This is a genomic window from Gilliamella sp. wkB7 (genome assembly GCF_001693435.1).
Taxonomy (GTDB): Bacteria; Pseudomonadota; Gammaproteobacteria; order Enterobacterales; family Orbaceae; genus Gilliamella; species Gilliamella apicola_N.
This window is the reverse complement of the sequence record NZ_CM004509.1, coordinates 1,778,911-1,794,461: the sequence shown is the minus strand read 5'-3', so window position 1 is coordinate 1,794,461 and position 15,551 is coordinate 1,778,911. Positions and strand designations below refer to the sequence as shown.

The following is a 15,551-nucleotide window of genomic DNA, read 5'->3' as shown; positions in this document are numbered from 1 at the left end:
GGATAGCGGATGAACCATCAAAACCAAGCTAAGACTAAAAGTAATATAGAACAAACTATTTTACAACACCTAAACGGTCGGCAATCGCTACTCGTTGCCTTTAGTGGTGGCGTTGATTCGACCGTATTAATGCATGCATTAGTCACCCTAAAGCAACAGCTTCATAATTTACAACTTAGAGCCATTTATATTCACCATGGTTTAAGCGAAAACGCTGATAGTTGGGCTGAACATTGCCAGCAACAATGCCATACTTGGCAAGTTCCTTTGATTATTGAAAAAGTCAAACTTGATAGATCGACGGGCAATATTGAAGAACAAGCCAGAGAAGCTCGATACCAAGCTATTTATCGACATTTAAAAAATAATGAGTTTTTATGTACAGCCCAACACCTTGACGATCAATGTGAAACGTTCTTTTTAGCGTTAAAGCGTGGAAGTGGCCCAGCGGGCTTATCCGCTATGCCACTTGAAAATGGTCAGCATCTTAGACCATTACTAACGATATCTCGTCAAGATATTGAACAGTACGCCAATCAGCACCAATTAAGTTGGATAGAAGATGAAAGTAATCAAGATGACCATTACGATCGCAACTTTTTACGTTTAAATGTTCTACCAACACTTAACCAACGTTGGCCTCATTTTTCACAAATGGTTGCTCGCAGTGCCGAATTATGTCAACAGCAAGAAATACTACTTAACGAGCTACTATTAGCTGATTTTAAACTCGTTACAACACCTGAAGGGCAGTTATGTTTAACACCGTTATATAACTATTCGGACTACAAACGTAATGCTATATTGCGCATGTGGTTTCGATCTAAACAGATCAATATGCCAAGCCAAAAACAGTTATCACTAATTTGGCAAACAGTGGCTTTAGCAAAAGAAGACGCTAATCCACAATTTATTTTGCATAATTGGCAAATTCGCCGATATCAAAACCGGCTCTATTTGTTGCCTTTATATCAAGATATCGAACAGCAAATCTTGCCTTGGGATCTAAGTACATCGCTAATCTTGCCGGATAATTTAGGCGTATTACAGCCCAATTATCAAACCGATTTAACTTGCCGTTTACCGCAAAAAGAGGAAACTGTTTCAGTGCGTTTCCATGCCCAAGGTCAATTTCAAATTGTTCAGCGCAAAGGATCACGATCGATAAAAAAATTGTGGCAAGAGCATCATATTCCGCCTTGGATGCGTACCCGTATTCCTTTAATTTATTATAATGAACAATTAATTACTGCCGTTGGGGTATTTGTTACCGAACAAGGTAAGGGTTTACAAATTGGGTTTAATCTTAGTAATACTCCATAATTAAAAAAAATAAGGAGACAATACATCTCCTTAATTTAAATTATAAAATATCAAATTATTTTGACTCAGAACGAGCTTTCCATCGTTTTAACAATAAAGCATTAGTCACCACACTTACACTGCTAAGTGCCATAGCAGCACCAGCTATCATTGGATTTAAGAAACCTAAAGCAGCCAGTGGAATGCCAATTAAGTTATAGAAAAATGCCCAAAATAAATTTTGTTTGATTTTATTATAGGTTCTTCGAGAGATATCAATAGCATCAGCAATTAAAAACAGATTGCCACGCATTAAAGTAATACTGGCCGCATGCATTGCCACATCGGTTCCCGTACCCATTGCAATACCAATATCAGCCGCAGCTAAAGCTGGCGCATCATTAATACCGTCACCTACCATTGCAACCTTATGATTGCTATCACTATTGTTAGTGTTTTGACTTTCTTTTTGTAATTGATAAATATAATTCGCTTTATCTTGCGGTAAAACCTCAGCAATAACCTTATCTAAATTTAATTGCTGTCCTACATAATTAGCTGCTTGTTGATTATCTCCGGTTAACATTACCGTTTTAACATTTAGCTGATGCAGTGCTGTAATCGCAGTTTTTGCTTCTTCTTTTATGACATCTGAAAAGCCAAATAGAGCTAATATCACAACGTTTGCTTCTAACTGTTGTTTTGCTAAAAATGAAATCGTATAACCTTTATTAGTTAGCTCATTGATTTTATCGTCCATATCCACAAAATGGGCGTTTAATGATTTCATCCAACGCAAACTACCTAAATAGTATTCAGTGTTATCAATCGTTGCCATGACACCCGAACCTGTTACAGAAGTAATATTTTGAGCATAACTATGCTGTTTTGCTTTTTTTAGAATTGCTTTTGCTAGTGGGTGTTCACTACCTGCTTGTAACGATGCAGCAATCGCTAATATTTGCTCAGGGGTTTGTGTCCCTATCACATCCATTTCAACCAATTCAGGTTTACCAATGGTTAAAGTTCCTGTTTTATCGAACGCTACGGTATTAACGTTATGTAATGTTTCGAGAGCTTCGGCATCTTTAATCAAAATACCATGACGAGCCGCAACGCCAGTACCCACCATAATAGCCGTTGGTGTTGCTAGTCCTAAAGCACATGGGCAAGCAATCACTAACACCGCGACAGCATGAAGTAAAGCTTGTTGCCAATCCTGAGAAATCACGCCCCATGCAAGTAATGTAATAAGCGCAATCAATAAAATCACAGGTACAAAAATCGCGCTAATTCGATCTACAATTCGCTGAATAGGTGCTTTTTTAGCTTGAGCAGACTCTACCATGTTAATAATCTTTGACAAGGTAGAATCAGCTTGAATTGCCGTTGTTTTTACCATTAATAATCCTTCACCATTGATAGTACCACCTGTGACAATATCATTGACTGCTTTGTTGACTGGAAAACTTTCACCAGTTAACATCGACTCATCACTACTTGATGCACCTTCAATCACGATACCGTCAACAGGAATACGCTCACCAGGCTTCACTATCACTACATCACCAACAACAACTTGGTTAATGGGCAAACTTATCTCTTGATCGCCCCGCCTAACTAAAGCAACATCAGGTCGTAAGGCAGACAGTGCTTCGATAGCTTGGGTCGTTTGATGTTTCGCTCTTGACTCTAACCATTTACCAATCAAGATTAAAGTAATAATAACAACTGACGACTCAAAATAAAGGTGATCATTATTACCGATAATCCATTGATACAGCGATAAGCCATAAGCAGCACTAGTACCAATAGCGACCAGTAAATCCATATTACCGGACAACGCTTTGACGGCATTGAAACCGCTGCGATAAAATTTAGCGCCTAACCCAAATTGCACAATCGACGCAATTATTAATTGCAACCAAGCGGGCATCATCAAATGTATCCCGAAGGGTTCAAATAACATAGGCAGAACAAAAGGTATCGCTAATAAAACAGAGATAATAATCGGCCAAAGTGATGCTTGTTTCTCAGCATCCTTAATATGAGTTTGTTGATCGTTAATTTTAACTGTATGATAGCCTGCTTTGTCTACTGCCGACATTAATGTTTCTAATTTAACATTGGCATTAGCGTTAACGGTTGCTTTTTCTGTAGCAAGATTAACACTGACGTCAATCACACCATCAATCTTCTTTAGCGCTTTCTCAACTCGACTAACGCATGATGCACAGCTCATATCCTCAACAAAAAAATTGTATTCAACTGTTTTCATTTGATGCATCCCTTAACTGTCTTTGTTGATCGTTAATTTTAACTGCATGATAACCTGCTTTGTCTACTGCCGACATTAATGTATCTAATTCAACATTGGTATTAGCGTTAACGGTTGCTTTTTTTGTAGCAAGATTAACACTGACGTCAATCACACCATCAATCTTCTTTAGCGCTTTCTCAACTCGACTAACGCATGATGCGCAGCTCATATCCTCAACAAAAAAATTGTATTCAACTGTTTTCATTTGATGCATCCCTTAACTGTCGATGTTGTTTAGATTTAGTATTGGCTGAATATTAAGAAACTATTTTCCAACAAAATATACTGTTGTTTTAACAAATAGAGACAGGTTACTTTTTGTCTCTATTAAAAAGGGCTTGTTATATTAATTGATATCAAATAACTATAGACACTTACAAAACAAGTCTTTTTAAATACCTCATTAATAATAGCCATAACTTCAAAGGTTATACTTCTGTAAGAATAGCAATACAAACGCAACTACTAACCTATTTAATGACTATTCTAATGTTTATTATTCTTTTAGCAAGAATGCACTTTTTTGATATATACTTCCCAAAAAGATACTATTGAGACATTAAAATGAAGAATAAATCAGATTCTAATGAAGATTATAAACCTACTATCCGCTGCCCTGTTGAGACAACAATAAATATCATTGGAGGAAAATACAAATCTCTAATTTTATGGAAATTGATGACAACAAAAACACTGAGATATTCTCAATTACGTAAAGAGATTCCAAGTGCCACACCTAAAATGCTCACCCAGCAACTACGCGAACTTGAAACAAGTGGCTTAATTCATCGCAGAGTATTTCCAGTTGTCCCACCAAAAGTCGAGTACTCATTAACCGATTTTGGTAAAAGTATTAAACCCGTATTAAAAGCAATGTATAAATGGGGTAACCACTGCTTAGATAGCCAAGGATTAGAAGTTAATTGTTCAATGGTTGAGCTAACAGATTAATTATGAAAATTTAACTCAATAAGTTAGATAAATACTCAAAAACTATATGAAAAATAACAGGGTGTGAGTAACCCTGTTATTTTAATCTAAAAATTAGTTACGTAATTTTTCTGGCCAATCGTTTTGAGTTGAAACTAATAGATCTTTAACAATTCTAGGATTTCCAGCTACTACATTACCAGAAACCATATAATTATTATTACCAGCAAAATCGGTCATCACACCGCCAGCTTCACGCAAAATCAATTCACCACCAGCGATATCCCATGGTTTTAAACCAATCTCAAAAAAGCCATCTAAACGACCAGCTGCAACATAAGCCAAATCTAAAGCTGCCGAACCGCTACGGCGAAAATCGCCACATCGAGTAAATAACTTTTGTAAAACCGCAAAATAGCTATCACTATGTTGTTTAGCCTTGAATGGAAATGCCGTAGCGAGTACACTGCCATCTAAATCTTTAGCGTTACCAACACGAATACGATAACCATTAAGCTGAGCACCTTTACCACGCGCAGCAGTGAATAATTCATTACTCATTGGATTATAAACCACAGCAACTTCAGTTTTGCCCTTAACACGAGCAGCAATAGAAACAGCAAAATGCGGAATATTTTTAATAAAATTGGTCGTACCATCAATTGGATCGATTATCCACTGTGTTTCAGCATCATTACCTTTAGCCAAACCACTTTCTTCGGCAATAATTGTATGATCAGGATACGCTTTTTTGATTGTCTCAATAATCAAAGCTTCAGCAGCGCGATCAGCATTAGTAGCAAAATCGTTTGCGCCTTTAGTGTCAATTTCGATTGAACTAGGGTTTTCATAAGCCTTTATGGCCACATTACCTGCTTTACGAGCAGCGCGAATAGCAATATTAAGCATCGGATGCATAAATTTCTTCCAATTGATGATGTTAAAGAACGGATAGTTTTAGTAAAACTTACACAGTCATACTAAAATTTACGGCATAGTATAAAGGTTTTACCACTTCATTGCCAGACTATGTTAGGATTAATGGCTAAAATAGCCATATTCTCGTAACACTAGCATTATTGCTTACCTTATTACTAAATTTATTCCATCTATATGTTGCATCTAAGTGAAAATTTTATTGATAACGGTTCCGTTAATTAACTACGATCAATTAGGGTAAAAGAATGACTAAATCAATCTATCGTAACTTTTTTCATCGCATGATTGGCTTTCTATTCGCAATAAATTAAGAATTATTGCATAATACCTTGCGTATAAAATAGCGAACTTAAGTTAGGAATAATTATGGAACTTCTTTGTCCAGCGGGATCTTTACCATCACTTAAAGTAGCCATCGATAATGGCGCTGATGCTGTTTATATTGGTTTGAAAGATGATACTAATGCCCGTCATTTTGCTGGTTTGAATTTTAACGAGAAGCGCTTAATTGAAGCATCTGACTATGTGCATAAACGTGGTAAAAAACTACATATTGCAATTAATACTTTTGCGCATCCTGAAAACTTCCAGCGTTGGCAATATGCAGTTGATACAGCAGCCAATATTGGTGCTGATGCACTTATTATTGCGGATTTAGCAATGCTAGATTATGCTGCTGAAAAATATCCAAACCTTGAGCGTCATGTCTCAGTGCAAGCATCATCAACCAATGAAGAATCAATTAAGTTCTACTATAACAATTTTCATGTACATCGTATCGTGTTACCGCGAGTACTCTCTATGCATCAAGTAAAGCAACTTTCGCAAGTATCACCAGTTCCACTTGAAGTATTTGCCTTTGGTAGTTTATGTATTATGGCTGAAGGACGTTGTTATTTATCTTCCTATCTTACCGGCGAATCTCCTAATACCGTTGGCGCTTGTTCACCAGCAAAATTTGTTCGCTGGGAAGAGACCGAAAAAGGTCTTGAGTCCCGCTTAAATAACGTGTTAATTGATTGCCATAAAAAAGGTGAAAATGCTGGTTATCCAACCTTGTGTAAAGGTCGTTATTATGTAGGCGATGAGCTTTATCATCCTATTGAAGAACCAACCAGTTTAAACACAATTGAACTACTGCCTGAACTGTTTGCTGCCAATATTGCATCAGTCAAAATTGAGGGCCGTCAGCGTAGCCCTGCCTATGTTGAACAAGTAACTAAAGTATGGCGTCAAGCAATCGATCGCTATAAAGCAAATCCACAATCATTCCAGGCGGAAAAAAGCTGGATGGATACGCTGGGTTCTGTTTCAGAAGGAACACAAACCACGTTAGGTGCTTACCACCGTAAATGGCAATAACATAATACTAAGTCTACCGTTATGTTAATTATCAAGAAATATTGATTATAAAACATATCACATCTTGATTTTTTATGTACTCTACAACTTAGGTTATGCCATTTTTATTAAATGAAAACAGATTTAAGATAAATAAATTATAGTGAGCAAAACTATGAAATATGCATTAGGACCAGTGCTTTATTATTGGCCTAAAACTGAAACCGAAGCCTTTTATCACGCAGCAAAAGAGAGTGAAGCTGACATTATTTATATGGGTGAAACGGTTTGTACAAAACGCCGAGAAATGAAAGTTCCCAATTGGCTAGAATTAGCTAAAGAAATCGCTAAATCTGGCAAGCAAGTGGTGCTTTCAACATTGGCTTTGCTTGAAGCCCCGTCAGAATTAAACGATTTACGACAACTAGTCAATAATGGAGACTTTTTGGTGGAAGCCAATGATTTAGCGGCCATCAATATTGCTCAAGAAAATAAATTACCATTCGTTGCTGGCCCTGCTATTAACTGCTATAACGCCTTGACTTTAAAATTATTACAAAAGCAAGGTATGGTACGTTGGTGTATGCCGGTTGAACTTTCACGTGATTGGCTAAATAATGTTCTTAAACAATTTGAGAGTTTAAATATTGAAAAAAACTTTGAAGTGGAAGTCTTTAGTTATGGTTATTTACCTTTAGCTTATTCCGCACGTTGTTTTACCGCTCGTTCAGAAGATAGACCAAAAGATAAATGTGAAACTTGCTGCATCAAATATCCTGTTGGTCGTGAAGTGTTTTCTCAAGAAAAGCAAAAAGTTTTTGTACTAAACGGTATCCAAACACAAAGCGGCTATTGTTATAATTTAGGTAATAATTTAAAAGAGATGAAAGGATTAGTTGATATTGTGCGAATATCGCCATTAGGACTTGAAACACTCGATATTGTAAAACAATTTAAAGCCAATGAAGATGGCTCTAATCCACTGCATATTGAACATAAACGCGACTGTAATGGTTACTGGAATGGTATTGCTGGACTCGAACTTAGCCAATAAAGATTTTACACCAAAGCAGTTTAGGGCTGATTTTCCAGCACTAAATAGTAATAGTGTATATCTTGATTCCGCGGCAACTGCTCTTAAACCTCAGGTAATGGTGGATGCCACAGTAGCCTATTATGCACACAACACTGCGACCGCCAAACGCAGTTTGCACCACGATGCGTTGCAAGTAACAGTGGCTATCGATAAAGCACGACAACATGTTGCTAATTTGCTTCATGCAAGCAATAACACTGAAATTATCTGGACTCGTGGTGCTACCGAATCAATTAATTTAATTGCTCAAAGTTATGCTCGCGGTGTATTACAACCTAATGATGAGATTATTGTCAGCGAATTAGAGCATCACAGTAATTTAATACCTTGGTTAATTGTGGCTAAACAAACTGGGGCTAAAATCATTAAATGGTCTGCCAATATAGATGAATTATTATCACTAATATCATCAAAAACTAAAATTGTAGCAATAACCCATATGTCAAATGTAACTGGATTTTGCCCAAATTTAGCTACAATTAGCCAAATAGTTCATCAATATAATGCTATTTTAGTAGTAGATGGCGCTCAAGGAATTGTCCATCATGATATTGATGTAACAACACTTGATATCGACTTTTATGCTTTTTCAGCTCATAAATTGTATGGTCCTACGGGACTGGGTGTTTTATATGGTAAACAAACATTACTTGAGCAAATGTCAGTTTGGCATGGCGGTGGAAAAATGCTAAAAAGCACCTCATTTGATGATTTTATTCAAGAAGATATACCTTATAAATTTGAAGCAGGCACACCCAATATAGCTGGCATTGTTGGCTTTAATGCAACACTTGATTGGTTAAACAATTGGGATATGAAGAAAGCAGAAAATTACACAGAACAATTAGCCCATTATACTAAATCACAGCTAAGCAAGCTGTCGAATCTACAATTTTACAGTGTTGAAAACAGCCCAATCATCACATTTAATATTAATCATATTCATCATAATGATGTAGCGATTTTACTGAGCGAGCAAAATATTGCGATTCGTACTGGCGAACTGTGCGCTCAACCTTTAATGAATAAATTGGGTTGTCATGGGGTTATTCGTCTATCATTAATGCCATATAATAATGAGCAAGATGTAGATGCTTTTATTTTGGCATTACAAAATGCAATTGAAATTTTAGCCTAATTTTATACTGAAACGTATAGTTAACCTGAAACTTTTTTACAAATAGTTAATTATTTATAGGTCAATATTATGCTATCACAGCAAGACTTAACCAAATTATTTTTACAGCAACATAATTGGCAAGATCGCTACCGCCAGTTAATTGTATTAGCAAAACAATTGCCGCCAATGCCTGAAGATTTAAAAACGGATGAAAACCAAGTCAATGGTTGTGAAAATCGCGTTTGGCTAACTTATCAAAAGCAAAACGATAATACCTTTATATTTCAAGGTGACAGTGAAGGACGCATCGTTAAAGGGTTACTGGCAATTTTAATTATTATTGCTAACCACAAAACAGCAAAAGAAATTGCCGCAATTGATTTTCAATCTTTATTAAACCAGTTAAAAATTACTGATGAGCTAAGTCAATCGCGTTTACAAGGCTTGACTAAACTAATTGAGTATATTCAATCCGTTGTATAAAAAAAGGGGGTTATCTTCCCCCCTGTTTTACTAAGATTATTGCTAACTGATAACGTTGTTGATTAATTTTCAATATAGGTAAAAAGTGTGATCACTTTTTTAACGCCATCGACTTTACTAGCAAGCTGTGCAGCAGCTTTACCATCTTCTGGTGTCACAATACCAATCAAAAATACTTCCCTATTTTCAGTTACGACTTTAATGTTGCGTGCTTTGGTTTTCGCATTCAATATTAGCTGAGATTTAACTTTTGTTGTGATCCATGTATCATTGGTGATAGTGCCTGCACTAACGGGTTGACCAACTCGAATTTGATTGTAGACTTTTTTTACACCTTCAACTTCATAAGCTAGGCTTTCGGCCTTTTCAATTTGCTCACGACTGGCTTGACCCGTTAAGATAATATCACCGCTATACGTACTGGAAACGATACGTGCTCCAATAAATTGAGGACCATTATTTTTAATTTTCATCCCCATACGTGAATTTAAGGTAGTATCGTCAACTTGTGTGCCCGCAGTACGAGGGTCGGTAGCAACTTTTGCAGTAGCTGTAGCACCTGCGCCAATTACTGCGGCGGTAATACAGCCTTGTAACATTAATGCGCCTGTTATTAACATAGCTATTAAGGCAGCTCTCTTCATTATTACTCCTTACAATTTATAACATTGTAATCAAATACTAAAAATCGTTGTTATTATGCCTTTTTGATAATGATTTGCAAAACAATTTTGTGTTTTACACTATGATAAAAACCAATAACAATAATCGAACATAAATTATTTAAAAATTGTGTTATTTTATCACTAATAACGGTTACTTTTTTTGATACAATCTAATGTCATCAATATGGTGGAATATATGTAATTATCGGAATTAAAATATGAATCAAGATAGTATTGATTGGCTATATGGATTGTCCGCGCCAATGGTTGCTTTAAGCAAAGATAATGGTGCAAGTTATACTTCAGCATACTTTATTCCCGAACGGGATTTTGTAGATTTGAACGAAAGTTGGGGGGATTAATTCTCGCGAAACTCTACTTAATTGTGTTTTTGATATGGTTGATGATGGACATGCGACACTATTATCTCACTATTATTCAAGATACTGTCGATCTTCCGAAGCTGATTGGCGTAATTACTGCCAAGATCAAAACGATTATCAAAAAGTCCTAATGAAATTTGTTGAACAAACTTTTTGTGTATGCGGTATTGGTGGCATTCGTAGTTGGGATTATGCACGTATGGGATATATACTACGAAATGGCACAACCAACAAATATATTACCGAAGAGGAAGCGCTATGGATTCTTACAAGAATTGCTTCACGTTCTCAATATTTTTATAAATCTTGGCATAACTACTTTGCTGCTTGGTCAGTTGGATTTCAATTTTGGGAATCAATTAACAATAAAGAAGATCTTGAAGCTTTACGTTGTGAATTAACCAGAGCATCGCAAACGCGCACCATGAAAATATTAATTAACGACGAAGATTCACCTTGCAATCGCCTACCTTGGTACATTGATATTGAAGAACTCGAAAAACCTGAATCATTAAGGGAGTATGATTGGTCATGAGTACAAATTTTTGGGAATTATTAGGCATCGAACAAACTACAGATACCGCGCTTATTCGTCAAGCATATCGTGAAAAGCTACCCTCATATCATCCAGAAACGGATCCTGATGGATTTAAAGCATTGCGCGAAGCTTACGAATCAGCAATAAGTTATGCAAAGTCGCCTGAAACAGCTGTTGATACAACAACTCAACAATCGGAAAAAGAATCAGTACCACAACTAACAGAAGAACAAATTCAAGCAAATGAAATTTACAACGCTTACCAAGCTCTATTAGAAGATCCTCAACGCTGTTATAAAGTAGATGAATGGCAAAAATTTATTGGTTCATTTTATGATTACCCAATGTCGGTTATTGATTCAGTCAAGTGGCGATTACTAACTTTAAGCTATGAAACAACAAATATCTCAGAATCATGTGTCAAAATTCTAGCTGATAATTTACGTTGGCGTCAGCAATTAATGACACAGTTCACCGATGACTTTCAAATATATGATAGTTATTTAAATCACATCGATCATGGTGATTTATTTGATTACACGTGTTTGCCTACAACCAACAAAGCATTACAAAATGCTACCATTGATTATATTTATTCTATTAAATGGATATATTGGGAACGTAGACCTGACGACGTTTATATATTCCTATCACAAGATACTGTCTTTTATCTTCCTGATGATAAAAAACTTATGCTTGAATTTGCTTTTTGGCATAGTGAAGCAAATATGAAAAATCAATTTATCTTGGATTATGCTTTAAAATGCATTGCTGAAAATGATCAAGGTGAACAAACTATTATCGATTGGAAATATATTGCTGCCATTCAATATACTTTGCTTGAAGACAAACATAATGCATTACAATTTTGGTTAGATCTATATTATTCTGGGCATTATCAAGAAAAAGCAGAAAGTTGGATAGCAGGTTGGTGCGTCTATTTTGAAAAAGATTACTTCCCTTTATTAATTATGGCGTTAAATAACAGCCACTGTATTGACACCGATAAAACAGAAATTTATCTACACACCATTCCGCAATTAACCACAACCACAACAGCACGATTAGCAGGAATAGATGATATCGACAGCTATCCAAAAGAAATTGTTGATTTTGTCAATTGGAGTCTAAGCGTAAACTGGAGTTACCGACAAGTTCTATCGATATTATTACGCGATGACGGTTCACATCGATTATATCGATTATATCGGCATGCTGTGATGTTGCGCCATGGTAACGAAATTCTGTTACAAGAAATTTTAGATGAGCAAAGTAATGATCCATTTGAACAATTTATTTTGCATCATTTAAAACGCCAAGCACGACAACATCTTACATGGCTTAAACAACTCTCACCAATACAAGAGTTTAAAGCATGGCTATTTGATGATGATAAAAATGCCCTGTTACCAAAAAAATTCGATCCAGATGAAGAAGGTGAGCTGGTTTTATATGGTCGTTTATGGTTAGATAGATTTCAAGAGCTCCCTGAGGTTGCTAAATTACATTTATATCATAGTTTTCATTATTCAAATATGGAAATGTTTGATTGGGCTATGTATTTAGAATTCATGAAATATTACTTATTGCCCGAACCACCAAATGCATCAACAAAAATGAATAATAAAAATGCGTATTGGCAATGGTTTCATCATTGTTTATTAGTTTTAGCTATCGTTAACCAACCGATTAATGTCGCTATATATCTACAGCAAGAAAATAATAATTTTACTATTAAGGATGATGACAAACTTAAACCGTTAATAGAAATATTTAAACATGGTAATTGGCAAAATGAAACTGAACTTTACAACCTAATTGATAATGACAGCAAGCTCATTAATTGTATTTTAAACAATTATCCAGATTCAATGGAATGGTTTATTGATGATCCTGACTATATCGATTTTAATAATTTCGAACAAAAAATAGAACAATTATGGACACCAAAATTAGCTAAAAAAAATCCAGTTTATGTGATATTGCTATATCTGATTGTATTAAACAAACCCGAGCAAAAAGCCAAATTAGATCAAACGTTACAAAAACTGGTTGGTGATAATAAAGATCTGAAAAAGATAGCAAATGGTTTAAAAAATAATTGGAGTTTTCCTTTATCGGTTAACAAAAATAGATACCACTATACTAAACAAGTAGACGAAATCACATCACTTGCTGAACGCTTATCTAATCAATACAGCGTATGCGATGATGATGAACTAAAAATGTTAGATGAATTTAAAAATGATAGCGATAACGATTTAGTATTACGACTCTGTGCGGCATTACTTTTGGCAAAAAATACTGAAAATCAAAAATGGCTTGAGTCACAATCTCTACCTCAAAATAAATGGTGGCAATTTTGGCGTTGGAATGGACGTACCAATATACAGGGCTTTATAGTACAGTTAATTTTATCGATTACGATGCTTATGTTTTTAGATAAAAATAATTTTGATAATATAACAAATTATGTCATTTTGATATTAGTAGCAATTAATACACTTTTTGCTATCAAACGACGTATCAACGACACAGATAAAGGACAACCTTTATATTTTGTTGCAACAATATTTTTGCTACCACTATTGTTATCACCATGTTGGCTTTCAGAATTAAAAAAAATCAATCGCTATGGACCACCAATAGAAAAAAAGACTAAGGAAAAGTAAATTACACAAAAAGCCCCCTTTTGATTCGTATAAAAGGGGGAAAAGTGATCTAATAAAAATCTATAATGGTTAACGATTGAGTTCTTGTAGATTTGCTTCAATTTCACAGCGCATTTCATCAATTTCTTCTGAATTTTGCTGATTTAATACCTCAATAAAAGCTTCAATGTACGACCCAATTAATGCTCTTTCATCACCTAATGATTGTGCCCATGCTCGCTCTAACCTAGCTAATAAGGTCCGATTTGGCATCTCATCACGAGGATGAACTTTGAGTGATTTTAATCGTTCATGGCTCTCTTGTTTTTGTTTATCAGTTAAACCTATTGGACTATGATCAATGACTTTTCCATGTTTAATACCTGTTTCAAGAACAACTACATCAACTTCTAACAAACCATTCAAATCATAACTAAAACGAACATCAATACCTTGTGTTTTCTCCATCGGAGTTACAGGCACTTCAAACTCATCTATCAGCACATTATTTTCTACGCGTGGACTTTCACCTTGATAAACCGCAATGCCAATAATCTTCTGTTGTGGATGCACCGTATAAAAAGTTTTTACTTTCGAGGTCGGAACAATGGTATTTCGCTCAATAATCGGTGCAAATAATCCACCAACATTACCTGAACTACTTTCAATACCTAACGTATAAGGACATACATCAGTTAAAATAACTTCTTCTATATCAGCATTACGTAACCGACAAGCAGCTTGAACAGCAGCGCCTTGTGCCACAATCGTGGTAGGATTAATATGACGATAAGGCAATTTGCCAAATAATTTCGTTACCAGCTCACGCACCACACCGAGTTGTGATGAGCCACCGACTAACACAATATGTTCAAGCTGGTTAGGCTTTAAGCGCGCATCATTTAAGGCTTGTTCAATAGGCGAACGTAAACGATTAAGAAGTGGTAACCATAGCGTTTTGGCTCGATTTTCATTTAAGGAAAACTCCCACTGCTTATCTTGCCAAAACCAAGTTAATTTGTGTAATTCATCACCACTTAACTTACACTTTAATTGCTCCGCTAAATCTAATAAACGTGCATAGTCATCAACGGGTATATCCTGTTGTTTAAGATTCCAATCACTTAAACAGGCTTTAACCAGTTCATCGGTAAAATCTTCACCACCTAAATAGTTATCTCCGGCAGATGCATGTACTTCAATAATTGGCAAAGCATATTCCAGTACGGTCACATCAAAGGTACCGCCACCTAAGTCAAAAACTAAAGTATTACCTGATTGCTCTTCATGTAATCCATATGCCATAGCTGCTGCAGTTGGTTCATTTATTAAACGTACAGCATTTAAACCAGCTAATTCCGCAGCAAAACGTGTTTGTTTGCGTTGTTCATCATTAAAATAAGCAGGAACAGAAATCACTACATCGTGTATTTCTTGTTTTAAAAACGCTTCGGCATCGGCCTTAAGAGATTTTAACACCATGGCAGAAAGTTCGGTTGGCGTAAATTTCTTGTCACCTAATTCAAATACTTTATTAGAGCCAAGAAAGCGTTTGAATGCAGCTGCACTTCGACTTGGATGCGTTGTTAAGCGAGACAATGCAGCACGCCCAACTAAAATAGAATCATCATCATCAACACTTACTACTGATGGAGTGACAACTTCGCCGATTGAGTTGGGGATAAGTATTGGCTTACCATCTTGCCAGACACAAATTAAACTATTAGTAGTACCTAAATCAATTCCTATGGGGTGATGCATAATTGGTTTGTTCTCTTCTTAT

General features: G+C 35.7%; 14 protein-coding genes. 9 read left to right on the top strand and 5 right to left on the bottom strand.

Annotation, left to right across the window (positions count from 1 at the left end; all coding sequences use genetic code 11):
- The first annotated feature begins 9 nt into the window (after positions 1-9).
- Positions 10-1,323, top strand: coding sequence for a tRNA lysidine(34) synthetase TilS (gene tilS / locus A9G17_RS07815; protein WP_065738237.1), 1,314 nt, complete (start codon positions 10-12; stop codon positions 1,321-1,323).
- 55 nt (positions 1,324-1,378) lie between these two features.
- Here tilS and A9G17_RS07810 read toward each other — a convergent pair whose 3' ends face one another.
- Entirely contained in the window at positions 1,379-3,580 is a 2,202-nt protein-coding gene (locus A9G17_RS07810; protein WP_301531097.1) for a heavy metal translocating P-type ATPase, read from the bottom strand.
- Positions 3,567-3,827, bottom strand: coding sequence for a heavy-metal-associated domain-containing protein (locus A9G17_RS13285; RefSeq protein WP_065738235.1), 261 nt, complete (start codon positions 3,825-3,827; stop codon positions 3,567-3,569). The genes A9G17_RS07810 and A9G17_RS13285 overlap by 14 nt, the downstream gene beginning before the upstream one ends.
- A 359-nt stretch (positions 3,828-4,186) precedes the next feature.
- On the opposite strand from A9G17_RS13285, the gene A9G17_RS07800 reads away from it, so the two are divergent.
- Complete coding sequence (locus A9G17_RS07800) at positions 4,187-4,573, top strand: winged helix-turn-helix transcriptional regulator (RefSeq protein ID WP_065738234.1); 387 nt, start codon at positions 4,187-4,189, stop codon at positions 4,571-4,573.
- Between the two features lie 93 nt (positions 4,574-4,666).
- On the opposite strand, the gene suhB is transcribed toward A9G17_RS07800, so the two are convergent.
- Positions 4,667-5,470 (bottom strand): inositol-1-monophosphatase, encoded by an 804-nt coding sequence (suhB, locus tag A9G17_RS07795; protein WP_065738233.1) that lies wholly within the window; start codon positions 5,468-5,470, stop codon positions 4,667-4,669.
- A gap of 387 nt (positions 5,471-5,857) precedes the next feature.
- Here suhB and ubiU point away from each other — a divergent pair, with 387 nt between their 5' ends.
- From ubiU to csdE, 4 genes are all read left to right on the top strand, one after another.
- Entirely contained in the window at positions 5,858-6,853 is a 996-nt protein-coding gene (ubiU, locus tag A9G17_RS07790) for a ubiquinone anaerobic biosynthesis protein UbiU (RefSeq protein ID WP_065603214.1), read from the top strand.
- Positions 6,854-7,007: 154 nt separating this feature from the next.
- Positions 7,008-7,886: a U32 family peptidase gene (locus tag A9G17_RS07785; RefSeq protein ID WP_065738232.1), complete on the top strand. Its 879-nt coding sequence runs from the start codon at positions 7,008-7,010 to the stop codon at positions 7,884-7,886.
- Positions 7,843-9,066: a cysteine desulfurase CsdA gene (csdA, locus tag A9G17_RS07780; RefSeq protein ID WP_256114187.1), complete on the top strand. Its 1,224-nt coding sequence runs from the start codon at positions 7,843-7,845 to the stop codon at positions 9,064-9,066. The genes A9G17_RS07785 and csdA overlap by 44 nt, the downstream gene beginning before the upstream one ends.
- 69 nt (positions 9,067-9,135) lie before the next feature.
- The gene (gene csdE, locus A9G17_RS07775) at positions 9,136-9,531 is read left to right on the top strand and encodes a cysteine desulfurase sulfur acceptor subunit CsdE (protein WP_065738230.1); all 396 of its coding nucleotides are present in this window, start codon (positions 9,136-9,138) and stop codon (positions 9,529-9,531) included.
- A gap of 62 nt (positions 9,532-9,593) precedes the next feature.
- On the opposite strand, the gene dolP is transcribed toward csdE, so the two are convergent.
- Positions 9,594-10,175 carry a division/outer membrane stress-associated lipid-binding lipoprotein gene (gene dolP, locus A9G17_RS07770; RefSeq protein ID WP_065738229.1) on the bottom strand — a complete coding sequence of 194 codons (582 nt, stop codon included), beginning with the start codon at positions 10,173-10,175 and terminating at the stop codon, positions 9,594-9,596.
- Between the two features lie 239 nt (positions 10,176-10,414).
- On the opposite strand from dolP, the gene A9G17_RS13080 reads away from it, so the two are divergent.
- From A9G17_RS13080 to A9G17_RS07760, 3 genes are read left to right on the top strand one after another with little or no spacing between them, the layout of a single operon-like run.
- Positions 10,415-10,558, top strand: coding sequence for a hypothetical protein (locus tag A9G17_RS13080; RefSeq protein ID WP_176714261.1), 144 nt, complete (start codon positions 10,415-10,417; stop codon positions 10,556-10,558).
- Between the two features lie 34 nt (positions 10,559-10,592).
- Positions 10,593-11,114, top strand: coding sequence for a DUF1266 domain-containing protein (locus A9G17_RS07765; protein ID WP_065738228.1), 522 nt, complete (start codon positions 10,593-10,595; stop codon positions 11,112-11,114).
- The gene (locus A9G17_RS07760; RefSeq protein WP_065738227.1) at positions 11,111-13,789 is read left to right on the top strand and encodes a hypothetical protein; all 2,679 of its coding nucleotides are present in this window, start codon (positions 11,111-11,113) and stop codon (positions 13,787-13,789) included. The genes A9G17_RS07765 and A9G17_RS07760 overlap by 4 nt, the downstream gene beginning before the upstream one ends.
- 69 nt (positions 13,790-13,858) lie before the next feature.
- Here the strand turns inward: A9G17_RS07760 and A9G17_RS07755 are convergent, their stop codons facing one another.
- Positions 13,859-15,529, bottom strand: coding sequence for a molecular chaperone HscC (locus A9G17_RS07755; RefSeq protein ID WP_065738226.1), 1,671 nt, complete (start codon positions 15,527-15,529; stop codon positions 13,859-13,861).
- Between the last annotated feature and the right edge of the window lie 22 nt (positions 15,530-15,551).